Source organism: Pseudorhodoplanes sp. (assembly GCF_046289595.1).
Classification (GTDB): domain Bacteria; phylum Pseudomonadota; class Alphaproteobacteria; order Rhizobiales; family Xanthobacteraceae; genus Pseudorhodoplanes.
On the sequence record NZ_JBKBVB010000010.1, the window covers coordinates 15,617 to 37,452 of the forward strand.

The 21,836-nt window shown below is 62.4% G+C and carries 18 protein-coding genes; 12 read left to right on the forward strand and 6 right to left on the reverse strand.

The window, feature by feature from the left end:
* Nucleotides 1–8 precede the first annotated feature (8 nt).
* A complete protein-coding gene (locus ACK41X_RS04215) occupies nucleotides 9–1,922 on the forward strand; it encodes an SDR family NAD(P)-dependent oxidoreductase (RefSeq protein ID WP_409719587.1) in 1,914 nt (637 codons plus the stop codon).
* Nucleotides 1,923–1,940: 18 nt separating this feature from the next.
* On the opposite strand, the gene ACK41X_RS04220 is transcribed toward ACK41X_RS04215, so the two are convergent.
* The 5 genes from ACK41X_RS04220 to asnB form a co-directional block, all read right to left on the reverse strand.
* Nucleotides 1,941–2,858, reverse strand: coding sequence for an NAD-dependent epimerase/dehydratase family protein (locus tag ACK41X_RS04220; RefSeq protein ID WP_409719589.1), 918 nt, complete (start codon nucleotides 2,856–2,858; stop codon nucleotides 1,941–1,943).
* Nucleotides 2,858–3,775, reverse strand: a complete 918-nt coding sequence (locus ACK41X_RS04225; protein WP_409719591.1) for an MraY family glycosyltransferase — start codon at nucleotides 3,773–3,775, stop codon at nucleotides 2,858–2,860. The genes ACK41X_RS04220 and ACK41X_RS04225 overlap by 1 nt, the downstream gene beginning before the upstream one ends.
* 132 nt (nucleotides 3,776–3,907) lie before the next feature.
* Nucleotides 3,908–4,939, reverse strand: a complete 1,032-nt coding sequence (locus ACK41X_RS04230) for an SIS domain-containing protein (protein WP_409719593.1) — start codon at nucleotides 4,937–4,939, stop codon at nucleotides 3,908–3,910.
* 91 nt (nucleotides 4,940–5,030) lie between these two features.
* Complete coding sequence (locus ACK41X_RS04235) at nucleotides 5,031–5,882, reverse strand: class I SAM-dependent methyltransferase (protein WP_409719594.1); 852 nt, start codon at nucleotides 5,880–5,882, stop codon at nucleotides 5,031–5,033.
* Complete coding sequence (gene asnB / locus ACK41X_RS04240; RefSeq protein ID WP_409719596.1) at nucleotides 5,879–7,807, reverse strand: asparagine synthase (glutamine-hydrolyzing); 1,929 nt, start codon at nucleotides 7,805–7,807, stop codon at nucleotides 5,879–5,881. The genes ACK41X_RS04235 and asnB overlap by 4 nt, the downstream gene beginning before the upstream one ends.
* Before the next feature lie 90 nt (nucleotides 7,808–7,897).
* Between asnB and ACK41X_RS04245 the strand changes: the two genes are divergently transcribed.
* Together ACK41X_RS04245 and ACK41X_RS04250 are read left to right on the forward strand one after the other, a co-directional pair.
* On the forward strand, nucleotides 7,898–8,575 hold the full coding sequence (locus ACK41X_RS04245; protein WP_409719597.1) for a winged helix-turn-helix transcriptional regulator: 678 nt from the start codon (nucleotides 7,898–7,900) through the stop codon (nucleotides 8,573–8,575).
* Nucleotides 8,572–9,075, forward strand: a complete 504-nt coding sequence (locus tag ACK41X_RS04250) for a transcription termination/antitermination protein NusG (protein ID WP_409719599.1) — start codon at nucleotides 8,572–8,574, stop codon at nucleotides 9,073–9,075. Before ACK41X_RS04245 ends, ACK41X_RS04250 begins: the two co-directional genes overlap by 4 nt.
* Before the next feature lie 3 nt (nucleotides 9,076–9,078).
* Here the strand turns inward: ACK41X_RS04250 and ACK41X_RS04255 are convergent, their stop codons facing one another.
* A complete protein-coding gene (locus tag ACK41X_RS04255; RefSeq protein ID WP_409719601.1) occupies nucleotides 9,079–10,233 on the reverse strand; it encodes a putative sugar O-methyltransferase in 1,155 nt (384 codons plus the stop codon).
* Between the two features lie 614 nt (nucleotides 10,234–10,847).
* On the opposite strand from ACK41X_RS04255, the gene ACK41X_RS04260 reads away from it, so the two are divergent.
* The 9 genes from ACK41X_RS04260 to ACK41X_RS04300 form a co-directional block, all read left to right on the forward strand.
* A complete protein-coding gene (locus ACK41X_RS04260) occupies nucleotides 10,848–11,936 on the forward strand; it encodes an N-acetylneuraminate synthase family protein (protein WP_409719603.1) in 1,089 nt (362 codons plus the stop codon).
* Between the two features lie 29 nt (nucleotides 11,937–11,965).
* Nucleotides 11,966–12,781, forward strand: coding sequence for an SDR family oxidoreductase (locus tag ACK41X_RS04265; protein WP_409719605.1), 816 nt, complete (start codon nucleotides 11,966–11,968; stop codon nucleotides 12,779–12,781).
* A 4-nt stretch (nucleotides 12,782–12,785) separates the two neighbouring features.
* A complete protein-coding gene (locus ACK41X_RS04270) occupies nucleotides 12,786–14,264 on the forward strand; it encodes an aldehyde dehydrogenase family protein (RefSeq protein WP_409719607.1) in 1,479 nt (492 codons plus the stop codon).
* The gene (locus tag ACK41X_RS04275; protein ID WP_409719609.1) at nucleotides 14,265–15,017 is read left to right on the forward strand and encodes an acylneuraminate cytidylyltransferase family protein; all 753 of its coding nucleotides are present in this window, start codon (nucleotides 14,265–14,267) and stop codon (nucleotides 15,015–15,017) included.
* A 22-nt stretch (nucleotides 15,018–15,039) separates the two neighbouring features.
* The gene (locus ACK41X_RS04280) at nucleotides 15,040–15,963 is read left to right on the forward strand and encodes a dihydrodipicolinate synthase family protein (protein WP_409719611.1); all 924 of its coding nucleotides are present in this window, start codon (nucleotides 15,040–15,042) and stop codon (nucleotides 15,961–15,963) included.
* A complete protein-coding gene (locus ACK41X_RS04285; RefSeq protein ID WP_409719613.1) occupies nucleotides 15,960–16,814 on the forward strand; it encodes a hypothetical protein in 855 nt (284 codons plus the stop codon). Before ACK41X_RS04280 ends, ACK41X_RS04285 begins: the two co-directional genes overlap by 4 nt.
* Nucleotides 16,811–18,379: a hypothetical protein gene (locus ACK41X_RS04290; RefSeq protein ID WP_409719615.1), complete on the forward strand. Its 1,569-nt coding sequence runs from the start codon at nucleotides 16,811–16,813 to the stop codon at nucleotides 18,377–18,379. The genes ACK41X_RS04285 and ACK41X_RS04290 overlap by 4 nt, the downstream gene beginning before the upstream one ends.
* Before the next feature lies 1 nt (nucleotide 18,380).
* Complete coding sequence (locus ACK41X_RS04295; protein WP_409719617.1) at nucleotides 18,381–20,330, forward strand: transketolase C-terminal domain-containing protein; 1,950 nt, start codon at nucleotides 18,381–18,383, stop codon at nucleotides 20,328–20,330.
* Nucleotides 20,327–21,836 (forward strand): glycosyltransferase (locus tag ACK41X_RS04300; RefSeq protein ID WP_409719619.1); only part of this gene is annotated, 1,510 nt, incomplete at its 3' end. The genes ACK41X_RS04295 and ACK41X_RS04300, both read left to right, overlap by 4 nt.

The window sequence follows — 21,836 nt, forward strand, 5'->3', positions numbered from 1 at the left end:
GCCTGCCGATGCCAAATTTCCGCACCATGACCACCCGCAAGACCCTGATCGTCCTGCACGATCTGGTGATGACGGCCGTGGCCCTTCTGGCCGCATTCTACATCCGCTTCGAGGAGCAGCGGCTGTCGGTGCGGCTCGACTTGCTGTGGCTGATGATGCCAGCGGTGATGATCTACGCTGGTATCGTCTATCACTTCTTCCATCTGGACGATGCCAAGTGGCGTTTCGCCTCGCTGCCGGACCTTTGGAACATCTTCCGATCCGCGACCGTAATTGCGCTGACGCTGCTGGTGGTCGACTACATCATGGTCGCGCCGAATGTTTACGGCAGCTTTTTCTTCGGCAAGGCCACAATCCTGATCTACTGGCTGCTGCAGATGTTTCTTCTGGGCGGCCCGCGTGTCGCCTATCGCTATTTCCGCTATTCGCGCGCGCGCAGCAAAGCGATCCGCAACGATTCTGCACCGACCCTGATCCTTGGCCGCGCCGCCGACGCCGAGGTGCTGATCCGCGCGATCGAAAGCGGCGCGGTGAAGAAAACCTGGCCGGTCGGCATTCTGTCGCACTCGCCGGCAGACAGGGGGCAATCGATCCGCGGCATTCAGGTGCGCGGCAATTTCGAAGACCTCGAGGGCGTTGTTTCGGACCTGGCGCAGCGCGGGACGAATGTGCGTCGCGTGGTGCTGACGCCCTCGGCCTTCGAGCCCGAAATTGCGACCGACACGCTGCTGATGCGCGCGCGCAGGCTCGGACTCACCACGAGCCGGCTGCCCTCGCTCGATGACAGCGTCGAGGCGCTTCGCCTCGCGCCGGTCAATGTCGAGGACTTGCTGTTGCGGCCGAGCGTCAAGATCGACTACCGGCGGCTGGAAAATTTCGTGAAGGGCCGCGCCATCGTCGTCACCGGCGGCGGCGGCTCGATCGGCGCGGAAATCTGCGATCGCGTCGTAACATTCGGCGCCGCACGCCTTCTCGTGATCGAGAATTCCGAGCCTGCGCTGCATGCCGTGCTGGAGACGCTTGCCGGAAAGAACGCGAAAGCCGAGATCACGGGGCGCCTTGCCGACATCCGCGACCGCGAGCGCATCATGCGGCTCATGGCCGATTTCAAGCCCGATATCGTGTTCCATTCCGCAGCGCTCAAGCATGTGCCGCTCCTGGAGCAGGACTGGGGCGAGGGGGTGAAAACCAACGTGTTCGGCTCGGTCAATGTCGCCGACGCGGCCGCTGCCTCCGGTGCCGCGGCGATGGTGATGATCTCGACCGACAAGGCGATCGAGCCGGTTTCGGTGCTCGGCGCCACCAAGCGCTTTGCCGAGATGTATTGCCAGGCGCTGGACCAGCAATTCGCCCGCAAGGCCGAGGCCGGCAAAACGCCGATGCGGCTGATCGCCGTGCGCTTCGGCAATGTGCTGGCTTCGAACGGGTCGGTGGTGCCGAAATTCAAGGCGCAGATCGAGGCCGGCGGCCCGGTCACGGTCACGCATCCCGACATGGTGCGCTACTTCATGACCATCCGCGAGGCCTGCGACCTTGTCGTGACGGCAGCAACGCATGCGCTTGGGCCGGAGCGGTCGGACGTGGCGGTCTATGTGCTGAATATGGGTCAGCCAGTGAAGATCGTGGAGCTCGCAGAGCGCATCATCCGGCTGTCCGGACTCGAACCCGGGCGCGACATCGACGTCACCTTCACCGGCATCCGGCGCGGCGAGCGGCTGCATGAAATCCTGTTCGCGCGGGAGGAGCCGACGGTCGAGATCGGCATTGCCGGCGTGGTTGCAGCCCGCCCCTTGTCGCCGTCGCTTGACACCATGCGGGCCTGGCTTGCCACGCTCGAACAGGGGCTCATGCGCGAGGACCGCTCGACCATCTATCGCGTGTTGCGCGACGCCGTTCCCGACTTCAAGGGCGAGGCGGCGTAACCGGGATTTGCTGGCCGGTTATCGGCGCACCAGGCGCGCCAGCGCATGCCGCGTATCGGTCGGCGGCCGCCAGCCGGCCTCGCGCAGCTTGGCGATATCGGCGACCAGCGCATTGCCGATCCGGTCATAAGCCTCGGCTCTGCCGAGCCCGCGCATCGCTGCGCCGACCCAGCTCTGCGGAACGGCAACGAGCTTTGGCGATTTGCCTCGTGCCTCTCGCAGCGTGGCGATCATTTCGGCGACAGAAACCGGCAACGGATCGGCTACGATATAGGTTTGATTGGCGGTTGCCGGGTGTTCCAGAACGAATTGGATCGCCGACAGCATATTCTCCATTGCCAGCAGCGAGCGCTTGGCCCTGAATGCGCCGAATGGAAGCGGCAAGGGCAAGCGGGACGCGCGAACCAGCTGGCCGACATTCGCGCGCGCTTCTTTGCCATAGATCACGACAGGCCGCAGGATCGTCCAGGGCACGCCGTAACCGCGCACGAAGGCTTCGGCAGCAAGTTTCGAGCGGCCATAGGCATCGGTCGGTTGCGGGATGCTGTCCTCGGTGAGCACGCCCTCGGCGACGGGGCCGGTCTGGGCGCGGATGGACGATACGAAGACGAGGCGCCGGACATTGGGTGCAAGCGAGGCGTGCAGCGCCAGTTCCTTGGTCGCGAGGCGGTTGACGCGGTCGTAGGTCTGCTCCGGGATTCTTGCCGACAGATGCGCGATCCCGGCCAGATGCACGACCACATCGACATCGGCGAGCAGCGGCCGCCAATCGACCGGCCGCGACAGGTCGGGCAATTGGACCGCTTCGACAAATTCGGCCGGCGGAATCTTCGAGCGGTCGCGTGCCGCCGCACGCACGTGAAAGCCCGCGCGCGACAGACTTTGGGTCAATGCGCGCCCGACGAAACCGCTCGCGCCGGTCACCAGCACCCGCATCAGGTCTGTTTCCGGGAAAATCGCATCAACATAAGGCCCACCATCGCAATGCCCGCCGCGAGCGCTGGGATCTCGACGGCCGGAGTATTGTATCGCACACACAATGCAGCAAGGATGATCAGTGCGATATTGACCGCAAAGACATGAGCAACAACTTGCGGAACCGTAAAACCGTTATCGGTCGCGCGCTGGTAAAAATGAGAGCGGTGCGCCTGCCAGATTTTTTCGCCGCGGCCGAGGCGGCGGACCAGTGTGATGGTTGCATCCATCAGGTAGTAAAGGGGTAGGAGGAGTGCCGCGACCAGGTGACCCTTGTCGGCGAGCAGCGCCAGCAGCCAGCCGCCGACCAGTCCGAGCGGCAGGCTGCCGACATCGCCGAGAAACAGCCGCGCCACGGGACGATTGAACGGGGCAAAGCCGATCAATGCGCCGAGCAGCGCCAGAGCGCAGACGACCGCGAAAGGCGGCATCGCCCCCATGACTCCGAGAAGCACGAGACCTGCGGTCAGCGGAACGAATTGCGCAACCGTCATCCAGTCGAGCCCGTCCATAAAGTTGACGAGGTTCACAAACCAGACGCCGGCGAGAATCAAAATGATTCGCTCCAGCCACCAGGGTAGAAACGGCGTCATCTGAAATTCCGCCGGCAGAACTGCAATCACGATGCCAACCGCGAACAACTGGATCAGCAGGCGCGGCGCGACCTCGATCGGCCGGATGTCGTCAACCGCGCCGAGGATCGCGATAAGGATGGTCGCTCCTAAAACAGCAAGGATCGCCGAGCCAGTCTGTGCCGGCCATACGCCTGTCGCCAACAGCCCCAGGCTTGCGACAACAATAAAGGCCGCGATCACCGCGATACCCCCACCCTGCGGCGTCGGCTTCTTGTGCGAGGACCGCGCGTTCGGCCGCGCCATGGCGTAGCGCACGAGCAGCGGGCGCAGCCCCAGGATCAGCAGAGCGGACAGCGCGGCGGCGCAGACGACAATTGTCAGTCCGGCCATTGTCGGCTGCCGGAACGGCTCAAGCAGGACGTTCATTTTGGCGCGTCAGGCAACGCCGATGCGCAGAAGATCGTGCAGATGCACCACGCCGGCCGGCCGGTTGCCCTCGACCACGAACATCGCGGTGATTTTAGAGGAGTTGAGAGCCTCGATCACTTCGCTGACCAGCTGGTCGGGCCTGCAGGACTTCGGGTTGCGCGTCATGATCTCGTCAACGGTCGCATCGGTGAGGCCGTGGCGTTCGATCCAGCGGCGCAGGTCGCCGTCGGTGATGATGCCGCATAATTGCCCATGCGCATCGACGATACCGATACAGCCGAGACCCTTGGAGGACATTTCGACCACGGCTTCGGCCATGCGCGAGCCGGTTTTCGCCACCGGCATGGCGTCGCCGGTGCGCATCACATCGCGGGCAAATTTCAGAAGCGCCCCGAGGCGTCCGCCCGGATGCAGCACATGGAATTGCTGCGCCGAGAAGCCGCGGCTGTCGAGCAGCGCAATGGCGAGCGCATCGCCGAGCGCAAGCTGCATTAGCGACGACGTGGTGGGTGCTAGATTGTGCGGGCAGGCTTCGCGCGCCTGCGGGAGTGCAAGTACGACGTCAGCCGCGCGCCCGAGCGTGGAACTTGCGTCCGACGTCATCCCGATCAGGGCGATGTTGCGGCGCTTGGCATAGTCGATGATATTTTTGAGCTCGGCGGTTTCGCCGGACCAGGACAACGCGAGGACGACGTCTTCGTCCTGTATCATGCCGAGATCGCCATGACTGGCTTCGCTTGGGTGTACGAAAAAGGCAGGCGTTCCAGTGGAGGCGAAGGTCGCGGCGAGCTTGCGCGCGACATGCCCCGACTTTCCCATCCCGGTGACGATCAGCCGGCCGCGCGCGGCTTCATCCTTGTGCGCAGTGCGGATCAATTCGATTGCAGCATTGAGCGCACGCCCAAGGCCGTCGCGCAAGGCGGCGGAGAGCGCGGCTATTCCTTCCGCCTCGGCATCCAGAGTCCGGACCGCAGAGTCGATCATGCGCGCGCGAAAGGCTGCGTCGTCGTCCGGGATGTGGGGCTGAGGCTCGGTCATAGAAAAGGGGCACCTGAATACGCCATGTGGCAGCCGCTGTGAGGGATGGTATACGCAATTCGATCCGGGAAAGAAATCGGCCGAAATTGCCTTAATTCCTGATTCCCACAGCGCACCAGAACGGCTCGCGCTCGGAGAAGCGGATGTCGCGGAACCCGGCGCGGGTCAGCATTTCGGCGATCTGCGCGCGGGTAAAGCGCTGCTCCAGCCGGGTGCAGAAGCGGTCATAGGCGTCGGTCCGCATCACATAGAACGACTTGTCTCGATACCAGGATAGCGGGATCGCGTCGGGCGACTTGCCGGACTTTTCGACGATCAGGGCAAGGCGGGTCAGCGGCCAATACACCAGTGCCGCGATCGCCTGGCTGACCGCCAGACGTACAGCGTGAGGCATCCGCGAGACCGCTCTGCGGATGACATCGCTCACCGCCCAGAGCCCGCGAAACCAGGCCGGGCGATTGTCAAAGGCGTAATAGAGGTAGACCAGGAAAGGTGCACCGGGCTTGAGCTTCGCGGCAATCGCTTCGATTGCAGCTTGTGTGTCCGGCACATGGTGCAGAACGCCGAGTGAGAAGGCAAAGTCGAGCGAGCGGTCCGATAGCGGGATGTTGCCGACGCTTGCGTGATGGAAAGTAACGTTGTGGAAGCGCGCAAGATTTTGCCGAGCGACTGAGAGCGCATCTGCACTTGCGTCGAGCGCGTGCAGATGCTTCACCCGCGGAGCCACGCCCATCGACCAGCGGCCGCTGCCGCAGCCGGCATCAAGACCGATACCGCCATCGTCCGGAAGCGCGGTCCAGGGAAAGATCGAGAAATAGTTTTCGAAGATCGCCTGGCGCTGCGCCGGCGTCAGATCGTCCTCGCTTTGCCGGAAGGTCGACCATTCATCGCCGAAGCCTTTGGCGACTCTCTCATCGACGTTGCTGCTCGGGTTTTGGCTCATGCCCTCAGCCAGCGTTCGGACCAGGCGCGTATCATCAGGATGTTCCACAGGCCGGTTGCGTTGTCCTCGGTGCCGTTGATTTGGCGCTGCCAAAGCCGCCCGACGGCTGGCGCATCGAGCAGCCCGTCTGAACTTAGTTTTGCGGGCGACAATAATCCGCTCGCCCAGTCGCGCAACGGTCCGCGCAGCCAGGCGGCAAGCGGGACGGAGAAGCCGCGCTTTGGCCGGTCCATGAAAGCGGGCGGAATGTAGCGCCCGAGCACTGCGCGCAGAAGGCCCTTGGCGCCGCCATGGTGATGCACGTCGCGCGGCAGCGACCAGACGAACTCGACGAGCCTGTGATCGAGCAGGGGTTCGCGGGCCTCAAGCGACACCGCCATGGAACAGCGGTCGACTTTGGTCAGGATGTCGTCAGGCAAATAGGTCGCGATGTCGTTGATCTGCATGCGCGAGACGAGATCCGGCAACTGGCCTGCCAGTCCGGTGAGCGGCGTCAGCCTATGGCCGTGGCTTGCACCATGGATCAGATTTGCGTCGATGCCGACGCGCGAAAGCGCGAGACCGGCGCGGTCCGGATCGCAGGCCGACAAGGCAAGGCCAAGCCGGCGCGACTTTTCGCCAATCCGCTCGGCGCGCCCGGCATCGAGCAGCGCCGCCGCCAGCGGCCGCAAAGCGGCTTCGGGCGTCCGGCTGAGCGTGCCGCCAATCATGCCGCGCACCGGCGCGGGAAGCTTGCCGGCGGTCCGCCAGACCCGGTCGAGCCAGGCATATTTCGGATAGCCGGCGAACAATTCGTCACCGCCATCGCCGGAAAGCGCGACCGTGACATGCTTTCGCGTCGCTTGCGACACGAGATAGGTCGGCAGTTGTGAGGAATCGGCGAAAGGCTCGTCGAACCAGTCGGGAATGTTCGGGACGAGGTCGAGCACGTCTCTGGCATCGAGCCGGATTTCGGTGTGATCGGTCTGCAGGTGCTCTGCGACCTGACGTGCGAGTGCGGATTCGTCGTAGGCCGCGTCGTCAAAGCCGATGGTAAAGGAACGCACTTTCGCGGTCGATTCCGCCTGCATCAGCGCGACCACGGCGGAGGAATCGATGCCTCCGGACAGAAAAGCGCCGACCGGCACGTCTGCGATCATGCGCCGGCGGATGGAATCGCGCAGGAGCCCGTCGAGTGCGTCAGCCGCCTCATTGGCGTCGAGTTTCGCGCTGCCGCGTTTCGCCGCGACCTGTTCGATTTGCCAATAGCGCTCGATCTTCGGCCCGGTGCCGGCAGTGATGCTCAGGATACGACCCGGCGCTAATTTGTAGACATTGCGGAAAATCGTGGCGGGGGAGGGGACGTAGCTATAGGCGACGACGGCGGCCATTGCGTCCGGATCGACGTCGCGGCGAAAGGACGGATGCGCCATCAGCGCGCGCAATTCCGAGCCGAACAAAAGCGTGTTGTCCTGTATGGTCCAGTAGAGCGGCTTCACACCGATACGGTCGCGAACCAGATGCAGAATGCGATCGCGCCGGTCGAACACGGCGAAGGCGAACATCCCGACGAAGCGTTTTGTCGCCTCTGCGACACCCCATTGCACGAAGGCGGCGAGCATGACTTCGGTGTCGGAGGTGCCACGGAAGACATGACCGAGCGCGGCGAGTTCCGCGCGCAGGTCGGCGAAGTTATAGACTTCGCCATTATAGGTGATGACGTAGCGTCCATCGGCCGCATGCATCGGCTGGGCGCCGGTCGGGGTCAGGTCGACAATCGCAAGACGGCGATGTGCCAGCCCGATTCCCGCTGCTGCATCGCCCCACGCGCCGCGACCATCCGGCCCGCGATAGGGCATGGTATCAGCCATCGCCTGCGCGCGCAGGGAGGGCTCCGTCTCGCGCGGCGACGGGCGCAGGTCGAACAGGCCGGCGATGCCGCACATGAATGGTCGGATGTCCTGATTGCGAATGCGATGCGGGTTTGATCTTATCGGACGTTCATGCTATGAACAACAAACGCATGCAACAGACCGATGGCCCGAACGCCGAAGAAAACCGATAGCACGGATGCGTTCGCCGATCAGGACGAAATCCTGCTCGGGGTTCTCAACGCGATCGAACGCGATGCCCGGACCTCGCAGCGCTCGATATCGAGCGAGCTCGGCGTCGCGCTTGGGCTCGCCAATGCCTATCTGAAGCGCTGTGTCGGCAAGGGCTGGATCAAGGTCAGCCAGATTCCGCCGCGCCGCTATGCCTATTATCTCACGCCGAATGGCTTTGCCGAAAAGGCGCGGCTTACCGCGGAATATTTCTCCTATTCATTCACCTTTTTCCGCAAGGCGCGCGAGCAGATGTCCGAATTGATGGCGCAATGCGCCGAAAACGGCTGGAAGCGGATCGCGTTCGCCGGCGCGTCCGAACTGGCCGAAGTCGGGACGCTGTGCGCCCACGATTATCCGGTGCAACTGGCCGGTGTCGTGGATGAGGGAAAAAGCGGGGAACGCTTCTGCGGGCTGCCGGTTAGCGCAAGCCTTTCCGAGCTTGGTCCTGTGGATGCGGTGATTGTCACCGGCATTCCGGGCTCGGAAACCATCGTGCGTGCGATGCAGATCGAGGTTGGGCGCGAGCGCGTGCTTGTGCCCTCCCTGTTGGGGATTGGTCACCGCAAGGCGGTGAGTTCGCAGGATTCGGATATCCGGGCCGCCGAATGAACCGATGGTATGCAGCCTATACCCAGCCCCGCAACGAGGCGCTCGCGATGGAGCATCTCGTCCGGCAGGGCTTCGACGTTTATTGCCCGCGATACCAGAAGCGGCGCAGCCATGCCGGCAGGGTCGATATCGTGGCCTCGCCATTGTTTCCCCGCTACGTGTTTGTGGCTTTCGATCCCGGCGCGGCGCGCTGGCAGGCGATCAGGTCGACCCGCGGTGTGATCGAACTGGTGAAAAACGGAACCGATCCGGCGCCGGTCCCGGATTTCATTGTCAGCGAAATCCGTGCGCGCGAGGACGAAGGCGGGTTCGTGGTGCTCGGCAATCATCTCAATCTCGCGCGCGGCGACAGGTTTTCGATCGCGGCCGGTCCCTTCGCCGGCCATACCGCGATTTTCGAGACCAAGCGCGACGAGGTGCGGGTGCATGCCCTGCTGTCGCTGCTCGGCCGCGAGGTCCATGTGCAATTGCCGGTCGATGCGATCGCGCCGGTGTCGTAAGCGCTATTTCGTCAGCAGCCGCGTCAGCTCCGCGCTGCCGCCATAGACCCGCGGCCAGAACCCGTCGATGGTCCGGACACTCGGCCATTTCTTGCTGAAAACCTGCTCAAGGAATTCAAGCGTGACCGGTTCGCGCTGGCCCCCGGCCCCGGGCCGATGGCCGGCCGCCATACTGTGGATCAGCGCGCCCTTGTCGACCAGCCGGAAGATCTCGGCCGCGTAGTTGCGGATGACCTCTTTCTCCATCTCCTGGAACGAGAACGAGTTGAAGAAATAGTCGATTTGACCCTCCAGCTTCGGTAATTGCCACGGCGCCATCTGGTAGAGCCTCACGCCGTTGGCGGCCGGTTCGGCGGCGATAGTCACGTGCTCGCGCATCTGCCTGTAGTCGACCAGGTCGATCGCCTCGATTGTGCGCAGGAACTGCGTCGACAGATACAGAACAGGGACGATGTCGACATTGGCGATGACGCGCAGATGCGGATTGATCGTCATATGCGCGAGTGTGCTCAGGCCCAAGCCGGGCCCGATCTCGAGAATCGAAGTAACGTCTTTCGGCTGAATACGCGTGTAGAAATCAGCGATCCGCGTCAGATAGATCGCGAACGCCGGAACCACCACATGGCCCCGCCAGGTGAAGGCGTCGTCGGCGTCGTCGTTGGCGATACCGGCAGGCGGCTGCAGATCGGGAAAGCTCTTGGCGACCTCGTCAAGCGCGACGCGCGCGAGATTGCGGCGTGTCGACTTGTGCCGTTCGTATTCGGCGGCCAGCACGCGATCGTGTTCTGCAAGAATGCGATTGACGCCGGGAATGGCCGTGAGAGCGTGCCAGATCGCGCGCTTGACTGGCGAAGCGGGCAGTTCCGGTCGTGGCAGCCCGCCAAAGGCGAAGCCTTTCAGCAGAACCTGATTGTTGCGCATACCGCGCAGCCCGACCCGGTGGAGTTCGCGCAGGATGCGGTCGCGATAGCCCTGCCAGTACGGCGTCGCGGTCCAGAGCGGCCCGGATTGCTCGGCGCCCTGGATCATCATCGATAAAAGCGCCGGGTCGTCAGCGATGGCCTTGGTTCCGCCACGACTTGGCGTCATCTCGCTGCGCGCCGGATCTTTGGGCCGGGCCTTGGTATCAAGCTCCACCGCTTGGACATTCTGGTTCACAACACTGCTCCGGTGGTCCTTTTCAGAGGGGACAAGGTTCTTGTCGGGCGCGGAAAGGCGCGGAAAGGCGCGACGGCGCGATCGTGCCGTTTCGTGAGAGTCCGGGTCTGATAGCCCAAGGGTTCAGTCTAGCCTAGTGCTGCCCCCCTAAGTTTCCCTGGCGGACACAGGTCGTCCTGCAAGGGAGGCCAGGGCGAAGACGACAAACCGATCCGAGCTGTTGCGCGAACTTTTGCGGTCCGCGCGTCGCATCGCTAATGCACGGGTTCGAGGTAAAACTGGCTCGCTTGACAACCATGTTCAATTCATGAACAGTCCGGCCGTTCAGGGGGACCGGCCATGTCCGCGCCGGATTTTCCTTGAAATTGCGCATAGTGCGTTGAAGCCGTCCGGGTATCGAAGTCACCCGGACTGCGGTAGCTTTACTCAGCCTTTCTCGCTGCCGCCTTGGGTGCAGTTTGCAGCATCGACAAGCACCTCTTCGACAATTCTCTGCCCCCTCCGGCAATAGTCTTGGAAAAATCGTCATGGAATTGATGGCCTCATGCAGGCAGGGCTGCGAGCATCTCGCAGCGGTGGCCATCGTCCTTCCGACAGCACACAGGGTGTAAAACATGGCGCGCGAACTCGTCATCGACGGCTTCACGATCAACGACAGCTCGGATTGCTACGTGATCGCAGAGATCGGCCACAACCATCAGGGCGATCTCGACCAATGCAAGCGCATGTTCGAGGTCGCAAAGCAGTGCGGTGCCAATGCGGTCAAGCTGCAAAAGCGCGACAATCGAACGATGTTCACCAAGGAGATGTTCGATTCGCCGTATCTGCACCGTAACAGCTATGCCCCGACCTACGGCGAGCACCGCGAAAAGCTCGAATTCAACCGCGAGCAGCATCTTGAGCTGATCGCACATGCCAAAGAGATCGGCATTACCTTCTTCTCGACCGCCTTCGACATCCCGAGCGCAGACTTTCTCGAGGATCTGGGAATGCCGGCCTATAAAATCGCGTCGGGCGACACCATCAATATTCCGCTGCTTCGCCATGTTGCGCGCTTCGGCAAGCCGATGATCATCTCGTCAGGCGGATGCTCGATGGAGGATATGGTGCGCGCCTATCGCGCAATCATGCCGATCAATCCGCAACTCTGTATATTGCAATGCACGTCCGGCTATCCGGCCGAATTCGACGAACTCAATCTGCGCGTGATCCAGACCTTCCGCGAGCGCTTCCCGGATGTGGTGATCGGCCTCTCGTCGCACGATAACGGCATCGCGATGGCGCCGGTGGCCTATGTGATGGGTGCAAGCGTGGTCGAAAAGCATTTCACGCTGAACCGCGCCGCCAAGGGCACTGACCACGCCTTCTCGCTCACGCCGGAGGGGCTCGGCCGTATGGTGCGCGATTTGCGCCGTACCCGCGTCGCCATGGGCGATGGCGTCAAGCGCTGCTATGAGAGCGAGAAGGGCCCGCTCTACAAGATGCAGAAGAAGCTTGTCGCTGCGCGCGATCTGCCAGCCGGCCATGTGGTGACCGAGGCCGATATTGCGATCAGGTCGCCCAATGACGGTCTGCCGCCTTATGAGTTCGACAATATCCTCGGTATGCGGCTGACTGCGCCGCTCAAGACCGACGGCAATTTCTCTTACGACATTTTGGAAAGCGCAGCACCGCGTCAGGCCGCGGGCGGCCGCGCGCAGTAGATCGTCCCGAGCAATAGCGGGCAGGTCTGATGATTGCGGATCCGCTTTTCGCGGTGCGCGACCGTGTAATCGTCGTTACCGGCGGTGGCGGCAAGCTTGGCGGCCAATTCGCGCGGGCGCTGTTGGCTCGCGGCGCAAAGGTCGCTGTATTCGATGCCGCCGACGCGTCACGGGTGCGGGACAGCTATTCCGATCAGGATACCAAAGCGCTGCGCTGTTTCCAGGTCGATGTCACGAGCCCCGACTCGATTGTCTCGGCGCTGCGCAATGTCGAAGGCGAATGGGGCACGCCGGCCGGCCTGATCAATGCCGCGGCAATCGATGCGCCGCCGGACGCGCCACCTGAGGAGAACGGGCCGTTCGAAACCTATCCGGCATCGAGCTTCGACCGCATTATGGCGGTCAATGTGAAAGGCACGATGCTGTGCTGTCAGGCCATCGGCGATGCCATGGCCAAAGCTGGCCGCGGATCAATCATCAACATCTGCTCGACGTACGGTCTGGTTTCGCCGGACCAGAGCCTGTACGATTATCGCCGCGCGCGGGGCGAGACTTTCTTCAAGCCCGTGACATATTCCGCTTCGAAATCGGCAATTCTTAACCTGACGCGCTATCTGGCTACCTATTGGGCCAGGCAGGGCGTGCGGGTGAATACGCTGACGCCAGGCGGGGTGTTCGCCAATCAGGAGCGTGACTTCCTCGAAGGCTATGCGCGGCGTACGCCGATGGGGCGCATGGCGAACGAAGACGAAATGAATGGCGGCGTGATTTTTCTGCTCTCTGATGCGTCGTCCTACATGACCGGCGCCAATCTGGTGATCGACGGTGGCTGGACCGCTTGGTAGCGCCATGGCCGCTTCGCCGCGGCTGTTTCCCGACCGTGTCGCGAACTGGATCGGCGGCGCGGAGCGCTTTGCCGTTTCGGGCGACGTGTTTGAAAAGATTTCGCCGCATGACGGCTCCGTGGTGTGCCGCGCGGCGCGATCGCGCGAGATCGATGTGGAGGCCGCGGTTTCCGCGGCTGCATCGGCACAGCCGGGCTGGGCGCAAATGTCTGCCGTGCAGCGCGGCGACATTCTGCATGCTGTCGCGATGGGATTGATGGCGCGCGCCGAGGATATGGCGCGCGTGGTTTCGGCCGAGACGGGCAAATCGTTCAAGGACGCCTTCGGCGAAACCAAGGGCGCGGTGCAGCAGGGGCTGTTCATGGCCGGCGAGGGCATGCGCCTCTATGGCCGCACCACCACCAGCGGCGCCAACAACAAGCAGGCGAGCGTTGTGCGTGCGCCGCTTGGCATTGCGGGGCTGATCATCGCGGCCAATACGCCGATCGCCAATGTCGCGTGGAAAGTCTTCCCGGCGCTGATCTGCGGCAACACCGCCGTGCTGAAAGCGTCCGAGGATGCGCCGGCGACGGCCTGGCTGTTCGGCGAGATCGCGCGGGAGGCCGGCCTGCCGGCGGGCGTTCTGAATGTCGTTCAGGGGCTCGGCCCGGAGGCGGGGAGGCCGCTCGTCGCCGATCCGCGTGTGGCGGTGCTGAGCTTCACTGGTTCTACCGCCGTCGGGCGGGAAATCGCCCGGATCGGCGGTGAGCGGCTCGCGAAGATTTCGCTTGAGCTTGGCGGCAAAAATCCGTTGGTCATTTGCGACGATGCCGATCTGGACCAGGCTGTGCAATGGACATTGCTCTCGGCCTTCAGCAATGCCGGCCAGCGTTGTGCATCGGGCAGCCGGATCATTGTATTCGATGCAGTCTATGATGCATTCCGGGCAAAGCTCCTGGAGCGAACCCAGAAGCTGAAGGTCGGTCCGGCCGACGACGACGATTTCGGGCCGGTCATCAACGCGCGGCAGCTCGGCAATATGCTGAGCGCGATCGAGCGCGCGCGCACCGCTGGCGCTCGCATTGTGACCGGCGGCGAGCGGCTGACCGATCCGGCTCATGCGCGCGGCTGCTATCTGGCTCCGACCATCGTCGAAAATGCGGGGCCGGCTGACGAGATTTCGGTCAAGGAATTGTTCGGTCCGATCGCCTGTCTGTATCGCGTCACGGATTTTGAGGCGGCGCTGGCGCTCGCCAATAATTCGCCTTACGGCCTCACCGCCTGCATCCACACGCGGAGTCTGGATCGCGCCGCCGAATTTATCCGCCGTGTCGAGGCGGGAACCGTGTCGGTCAATGCCGGTACCTATGGCAGCGAGCCGCATATGCCATTCGGCGGTGTCAAGCAGTCCGGCAATGGCAGCCGCGAGCCCGGCCCGGAGGCGATCGACTTCTATTCCAATCTGAAAAACGTCTACGTGACGATCACGCCGGCACGAGTATAGATGTCCACGTCTCCGAATGTTCTGGCAGTCATTCCCGCGCGCGGCGGGTCCAAGCGCTTTCCGCGCAAGAATATCTATCCGCTTCGCGGCCATCCGCTGATCGCCTACACCATCAAGGCCTGCCAGGACGCGACCAAACTGACGGACTGGCTGGTTTCGACAGATGATGAGGAAATCGCTGCGGCGGCACGGCAATACGGCGCGCCGGTGCCGTTCATCCGCCCGGCGAACCTCTCCGGCGACGCCGACCGCAACACCGGCGTGATGCGGCATGCCATGGAATTCCTCGAAAAGCAGACCGGCCGCCGCTACGACATCATCATGCTGCTGCAGCCGACCTGTCCGATCCGCTCGGCGGCCCATATCGACGAAGCGGTGGATCTGCTCTGGGCGTCGCCGCTGGAGACGCTGGCGAGCGTGCGCGGCCCGATCAAGAAGCGCGACCCTTACATCAAGGCGATCCGCGACGGTGTGCTGGAGCCCTATAATCCGGCGGAAGACCCGAAAGATTTCGAGGGCTGCTATATGTACAATGCCGCGCTCTACGCGATGAAGCGCGATTTTTTCCTGCGCGAGAATTCGTTCGTCGCGCAGCGCTCGGTTCCGCTTGTGATGGACCGGTTCCATTCCGCCGACATCGACGAGAAGATCGATGCCGTCGTGGCGGAAGCCTATATCGATTTTCTGGGCTACGATCCGTTCGGCGATCGAGACGCCGCGCACAGGTCGGCCAGCCAAGCCCAATCTGCCTAATCCGCGTTCTGGGGGAATTTTGATGCAAGCCTGCAGGCAATTGAAGGGCGTGATCCCGGTGGTGCAGACCCCGGTCCATCGCGACGGGTCGATCGACACGGAGGGGCTGACGCGCCTCATCGAATTTCTCAACGGTACCGGGGTCGGCGGCTATTGGGCGCTCGGCACCGGATCCGAGGACATGAACCTGTCTTTCGACAAGCGTCTGACGGTGGCGCGAACCATCACCAAGGCCAATGCCGGCCGGCTGCCGCTGATTCTCGGCTCCAGCTTCTTCGCGATGGACGACATCCTCGCCTTCATGGATGCAACAAGGGATCTGGAATTCGACGCCTATCACGTCATGCCCTATCACCCGCTGCTCGGGCTCGACGGCATGGAGAAGTTCTACAAGGATATCGCCGACCGCGCGCCGAAACCGTTGTGGATGTACACCAGCGCCAATTGGTGCCGCGCCTTCCCGCCGGAATTCTTTGAAAAACTCAAGCCGCATCCGAATATCGCGGGCGTGAAGTTTTCGTCGAGCCGGACCACCGACCAGATCAAGGTGATCGGCCTTGCCGAGAAGGATTTCCAGGTTATCACGGCGGTGGCGTCGCAATTCGTCATGGTTCTCGGCGTCGGCGTCGCGGCAAGCACCACCAGCCAGGCCGGCGCGCTGCCGGAGGCGCTCCTCGAAATCTACAATCTGTATCAGCAGGGCCGCCGGGAGGAGGCGCTGGCTGCGCAGCGCCGGTTCAACGATTTCCAGAGCCGGATGCCCAAGCGCGCCAAGGCCTGGAACTTTCTCACCGGTGCTGACGAAAAATACATTCTGTCGTTGCGCGGCATCTGCAAGCCCTACATGACGTCCTATTACACCGAACTGACCGAGGATGAGCAGGCCCAGGTCCGCAAGGCGCTGGCCGATTGTGGCTATCTCCAGCATCTCAGGTTGGCTGCATGATGACACCCAAGGTCCATACGCACCGAAAGCCGTCTCCTTCGGCATTGCCGGCGCCCGTGCTGGAACGGCTGCTGCTGAGCAATGTTGCAGACCTCGATGAGGCCTTCAAGGACGCCGAGGTGCGCCGGACCGTCGAGGGTTTTGCGCCGACCTACCTTCTCGTCGCGCTCCCCAAGTCGTCATCGACCTATTGCACGCAGGCGCTGTCGCGCATCCTGCACGGCGATGTTTATAAGGACATCGTGGTTCAGGACCGCTTCACGCCAAAGGATCTTCAGGTTGCAGGTATCGTGAATGCGCGCGACCGGGTGACGGTGTCCCAGGTCCATCTGGTGGCGACCGGCGCGAACTTGCGCATCTTGCAGAATTTCAAGATCCCGGTCGTCATCCTGCTTCGCAATCTGTTCGACGTGGTGGTCAGCCTGCGCGACCACATGAAGACCAATCCATATTTTTCGTCGATCCTGATTCCGAATGCTTATGCCTCGCTGAAAGACGAGGACCAGCTCGACTATATCATCGACACCGCGGTGCCGTGGATGGTCACATTCTACGTGTCCTGGGCGCAGGCAATGCAGCGCGGCGACATCGACACGAAATTCGTCTTCTACGAGGATATGATCCGCGACCCTGTGCCGTTCTTTCAGAATGCGTGCGGCACCTTGGGGGTTTCGGTGTCGCAGGCCGATGTGAACCGCGCGCTGGCGCAGACCGAAAAGTCGCCGGCAACGCGCTTCAATGTCGGCAAGGTCGGCCGGGGGCAATCGGAATTGTCCGCCGCCCAAATTGCGCGCATCCGCCGTCATGCGGACTATTATCCCGGTGTCAGTCTGGAGCCGCTCGGACTATGAGCGACGTTACCCCCGTGCAGGCTTTTGCGGATGGCGGCGAACCGGCGCTGAGTCATCTGCGTGTGCTGTTTCTGCCGAAGAACAGCCGGACAGCGTATTTCCAGGAATTGCTCGCGATCGCGAAGCGTGAGCTGAATTGGCATGTGTCCGTCGTCGGTCCGCAATTCGAGCGCCGGGTCTGGAAAGATTCGCTTGCGGCGGACGATGCCATGTGCGCGCTGCCGGATTTCGCGCAGGCTCAGCCCTTCGAAAGCGATCCCGCGCAGGTTGCTCAGATCGATGCGCTGATCGGCGAATGCGAGCGGGCGTGCGGTGTTTCGTCCGGCCGCATCCTGCTGGCCGGCGAGCGCGACATAGGCCGCGGTTTTTCGCGGCGCAATTACCACTGGTTCAACAACACCCTGGCGCGCCGCGCGCTGCGCGATAATGCATTTCCGAGCCAAGTAATTCGGCGCTTCTTCGCTTTTGCGCGCGATACCCTAGCGAGGGTGAAGCCGGACGTGGTCATCGCCGGCGAATGGGCCGATCCGCTGTGCTTCGTGTTCTACATGCTGGCGCAGAAGGAGGGCATTCGTTGCGCCGTCAACCGGCCGTCCAAGCTTTGGAGCGGACGCTGCTATTGGTCGACCGATCTGACCTGGTTCAATCTGTCTGCGCGCGCGCTGGCCGATCAGAAGCGCGCCGCCAATGCCCCGATCAGCGAGCGCGCACAGCAGCGCATTGCGGAATTCCGGTCCAAGCCGCAGACGCTCGGCTATGTGCGCAAGAACTGGGATTCCGACGAGCGCAAGACCTGGGTCTCGACTCATCTCGAACTGGCGCGGCTGTTCGGTGCGCAATTGCGACGCCGGTTCGACAATAAGGGGGGACCGGAGGCAAAGCCTGCGTTTCAGCTGCTTGTCGAACATTACCGGCGCCCGGTGCTCAAATGGCGGCAATTGGGTTTTTTTCGCCGCTTTGAGCCGGATGAGCTCAAGCGCATGCGCTATGTCTATATCGCCATGCACAAGGATCCCGAACAGGCGCTGAACGGCCAGGCGCCGTTCTGGAGCAACCAGTACAATACGGCGGCTCTCTTGAGCGGCGCGCTGCCTGCTGGCTACACGCTTCTGGTGCGTGAGCACCGGCGCAATACCGGACGGCGTCCGACGTCTTACTATCGCAATCTGTCGCGACTGCCGAATGTGGTGCTGATCGACGCCTTCGACGATCAGTTCAAATACATCGCCAATGCCGATTTGGTCGTGACCGAGGACGGCTCGACAGGGTGGGAAGCGATGCTGTTGCAGCGGCGGGTGATTACGCTCGCGGACAATTATTATCAGGGCGCGAAGCTTGGCTGCCGCCTCCGCGATCCCGAGCGTCTTGCGCAAACCATGATGGACCTGCTCGCCGAAGAGCCGGTAAGCAATCCTGCAGCCTACGACCGCTCGCTTGGCTGGATGCTGGATGCGGAATGGGAAACCACACTTCCGATCGAGCCCTTGAACGCAACCCATCTCGATTTGCTGGCCGATGTCGTCTCAGATGGCCCGGCTCCGTCCAGAAAGACCGCAGTCGCCTGACATGACCCAGACTTTTTCATTCGTGCCTGTCGCCGAGTTTTCGCGCGTACGCAATCTCAATACCGACGCGTTCGCGCGCGCTGCGTTATTCGCCGATCTGTGCCGGCTGAATACGCTGTCGATGATTGCTTATGCGGGATCGGGCCATATAGGCTCGAGCTTCTCCTCGCTTGACATCGTGACTTGGCTTTTTCTGAACGAGATGAAGACCGGAAACGGGGGCGATGCGGACGATCTTTACTTCTCGTCCAAGGGGCACGACGCGCCGGGGCTTTATGCCGCTTTGATCGCGCTCGGCACGCTGCCTGCCGATGGTTTGACCAAGCTGCGCCGGCTGGGCGGTCTTCCGGGACATCCGGACATCGTAACGACGCCCCAGATCGTCACCAATACCGGGTCGCTCGGCATGGGCATCTCCAAAGCCAAGGGCATGCTCTTTGCCGACAAGCTGCTCGGCCGCGACCGCCGCATCTTCGTGATGACCGGCGATGGTGAATTGCAGGAAGGCCAGATTTGGGAATCGCTTGGCTCTGCAGCAAACCATAAGCTCGACAAGCTCACCGTGATCGTCGATCACAACAAATTCCAGTCTGACATCTATGTGAGGGAGACCAGCGACCTCGGCGATCTCGAAGCTAAATTTGCGGCCTTCGGATGGCATGTGTCGCGCTGCGACGGGCACGATTTTGCTGCGTTGTCCGCTGCGCTCGCCGATGCTGGCAAAGTCAGAGGCAAGCCCAAGGTCATTATCGCCGACACCATCAAGGGCCGGGGCGTTTCCTTTATGGAGGCATGGGGTCTGGCGCCGCGCGAGCTGTACCGCTTCCATTCCGGCGCGCCGTCAGCGGAGCATTATGCCCGCGCTGCCGAAGAACTGATCGCGCGCTGCAAGGCAGGCTTGGACGCGATCGGCGCCGAACCGTTGACGCTCGAAAATCAGGCGGCGCCTTCGCGGACCACGCCGCGAGAGCCGCAGCGGCTGATTCCGGCCTATACCGAAGCGCTCATTGCGGCTGCGACCGCAAATGATCGCATTGTCGCGCTCGATGGCGATCTCATTCTCGACACCGGTCTGATCCCATTTAGGGAAAAGTTTCCGGAGCGGTTTCTGGAATGCGGCATCGCCGAGATGGATATGGTGTCACAGGCGGGCGGCATGGCGCTGCAGGGTTTGCTGCCGCTGGTGCATTCGTTCGCCTGTTTCCTCGCGCCGCGGCCGGCCGAGCAGATTTTCAACAATGCCTCCGAGCAGACCAAGGTTATCTATGTCGCCTCGCTGGCCGGACTGCTGCCCGGCGGGCCCGGTCATTCGCATCAATCGGTGAACGACATCGCCCTGCACAGCGCGATCCCGGGTCTTGTAATGGTCGAGCCATGTTGCGCGGACGAAGTCGCGCCGCTGCTCGACCATCTGCTGAAGACGCATAACGGGCCGGGTTATCTGCGGCTGGTTTCGATACCTTGCGACATTCCCTATGCGTTGCCGCAAGGCTATCGCGCCGTGCCGGGGCAGGGCGTCGAATTGCGGCCCGGCAAGGATGCGGTGATCATCGGCTATGGGCCGGTGATGCTGCCACAGGCCTTCGCCGCTGCGGAAATCTTGAAGAAGCAGGATGGGTTCGACGTCGCCGTGGTCAACCTGCCGTGGCTCAACCAGGTGGATACCCGGTGGCTGCGCAAGACGCTCGACGGAAAGCGCGCCGTGTTCACCATCGACAATCATTTCGTGAAGGGCGGTCAGGGTCGCATGATTGCGGCGGCAGTCGCGGCGCTTGCGCTCGATCGCGCGCCGGCGGTGATGTCCTTCGGCTTATCGGAATTTCCGGCCTGCGGCCAGAATGACGAGGTGTTGAGGGCCCACGGCCTCGATGCCGAGAGCCTTGCTGTGGCGATCGCGAAGGCGATGCGGGACACTTCGCGGCACACGTCGGCGATGGAGGCGCAGCGATGACGGTTCATGAGCAGCGTGCGGCGGTCGACGCCGTTCACGATGCCGCGCTTGCCGGAAAGAACGTGCTTGCCGTGCTGCCGATCGGCCGCAAGGATCTCGGCAAGTACCTGATCGGTATCCTCAAAGACGGAAAAAGCCGGTGGGGATGGCGGGTCTCGGTGCTCTGCCAGAATGTCGATACCGAGCCCTTCAAAACGCTGACCGCGCCCGACGGCGAAACCATCCTGCCGCCACATTTTCTGAAGGCTGCGGACTGGGAAAAGAACGAGCAGGCAGTGGCGGCGGTCGACGAGCAGCTTCGCGAAGGCGAGGCCGTGACCGGCATGACCGCCGGCCGGATCATCCTGGCGGCAGCCCACAGCATCGGCCGCGCTTTCAGTGTGCCGTTTCTGTATTTCAACCGCTACCCGCTGGTGCTTCGCGTCACCAAGGACAACAAAGAGCCGCTGAATATCGTGCGCCGGTTCTTCCGGTTCGCCGACGATCTGCTCGACCGCACCAAGCCGGACTTCGTCTTCTTCTTCCATTGGGTGACGCCGCTCAACATGATGGTCTGGTTCGCGGCGCGCCGCCGCGGCATTCCCTGCATCGCGTTGCGGCCGTCGAAAATTCGGTCCGGCTTTGCCTTCTGGACGGCGGATCGCCTCCTCCTGAACAATGACGCACTCGATATCGCCAAGGCGAAGCAGAAAGCGTCCGCGCCGGTCAGCGACGCGGCCAAGCAGAAGATCGAGGGCTTCCGCAACCAGCCCGCTGTGGTCGGCTATATCGCGAGCAAGTGGCAGAACCGGATGCGGCGCGGCTTTCTGCGCTGGCATCTGGAATATGTGCGGATCATCGTTCCCGAGATGATCAATTCATGGCGAGGCCAGGACCGATCGGCGCGCGAAAGCGGGTTCAACAGGATCTGGCGTTACTACCGCACGCTGTTTCTGTCCTATTATCATCAGCACTTCTTCAAGTCCTACGACGACGCCGATCTCGCCAAGATCAAGTATGTTTATTTCCCGATGCACAAGGAGGCAGAGTTCGCACAGACCTTCCAGGCGACGCTCTGGCACGATCAGCGCAATACGCTGCGGGTGATCGCGAGCATGCTGCCGCACGGCTACAAGCTGTTCATCCGCGAACACCGGATGAATTTCGGCCGGCGCAAAACCGATTCCTATCGCGAGCTGGCGGAGCTGCCGAATGCCGTACTGATCGACCCGTTCGATTCCCAGTTCAAGTATCTGCGAAATGCCGATCTGATCGTGACCGAAAACGGTTCCTCCGGCTGGGAAGCGCAGCTGATGCGGCGGCCATGCGTGCTGCTTTCGGAGAATACCTTTTACGAGGGTTCCGGTCTCGGCATTACCGTAACCGATCCCGATCGTCTGAACGCGGCGATCCTCGATGCGCTCTCGTCGCCGACGGGTGGGGTCGAGGAGGGGCATGACGAGCGCATCGCCCGCATGATCGATGCCGAATTCGAGACGACATTCCCGATGAAGAGCGAAGGCAATG

Bases quoted from the DNA above. Each gene is read 5' to 3' on its own strand.
- ACK41X_RS04270 (WP_409719607.1), top strand. From the start codon at position 12,786: ATGGCCGCTTCGCCGCGGCTGTTTCCCGACCGTGTCGCGAACTGGATC.
- ACK41X_RS04235 (WP_409719594.1), bottom strand. From the start codon at position 5,882: ATGAGCCAAAACCCGAGCAGCAACGTCGATGAGAGAGTCGCCAAAGGC.
- ACK41X_RS04220 (WP_409719589.1), bottom strand. From the start codon at position 2,858: ATGCGGGTGCTGGTGACCGGCGCGAGCGGTTTCGTCGGGCGCGCATTG.
- ACK41X_RS04215 (WP_409719587.1), top strand. From the start codon at position 9: ATGCCAAATTTCCGCACCATGACCACCCGCAAGACCCTGATCGTCCTG.
- asnB (WP_409719596.1), bottom strand. From the start codon at position 7,807: ATGTGCGGCATCGCCGGCCTGTTCGACCTGCGCCCGTCGCCGCGCGAG.
- ACK41X_RS04295 (WP_409719617.1), top strand. From the start codon at position 18,381: ATGACCCAGACTTTTTCATTCGTGCCTGTCGCCGAGTTTTCGCGCGTA.
- ACK41X_RS04245 (WP_409719597.1), top strand. From the start codon at position 7,898: ATGGCCCGAACGCCGAAGAAAACCGATAGCACGGATGCGTTCGCCGAT.
- ACK41X_RS04290 (WP_409719615.1), top strand. From the start codon at position 16,811: ATGAGCGACGTTACCCCCGTGCAGGCTTTTGCGGATGGCGGCGAACCG.
- ACK41X_RS04250 (WP_409719599.1), top strand. From the start codon at position 8,572: ATGAACCGATGGTATGCAGCCTATACCCAGCCCCGCAACGAGGCGCTC.
- ACK41X_RS04230 (WP_409719593.1), bottom strand. From the start codon at position 4,939: ATGACCGAGCCTCAGCCCCACATCCCGGACGACGACGCAGCCTTTCGC.
- ACK41X_RS04265 (WP_409719605.1), top strand. From the start codon at position 11,966: ATGATTGCGGATCCGCTTTTCGCGGTGCGCGACCGTGTAATCGTCGTT.
- ACK41X_RS04225 (WP_409719591.1), bottom strand. From the start codon at position 3,775: ATGGCGCGGCCGAACGCGCGGTCCTCGCACAAGAAGCCGACGCCGCAG.
- ACK41X_RS04285 (WP_409719613.1), top strand. From the start codon at position 15,960: ATGATGACACCCAAGGTCCATACGCACCGAAAGCCGTCTCCTTCGGCA.
- ACK41X_RS04275 (WP_409719609.1), top strand. From the start codon at position 14,265: ATGTCCACGTCTCCGAATGTTCTGGCAGTCATTCCCGCGCGCGGCGGG.
- ACK41X_RS04260 (WP_409719603.1), top strand. From the start codon at position 10,848: ATGGCGCGCGAACTCGTCATCGACGGCTTCACGATCAACGACAGCTCG.
- ACK41X_RS04280 (WP_409719611.1), top strand. From the start codon at position 15,040: ATGCAAGCCTGCAGGCAATTGAAGGGCGTGATCCCGGTGGTGCAGACC.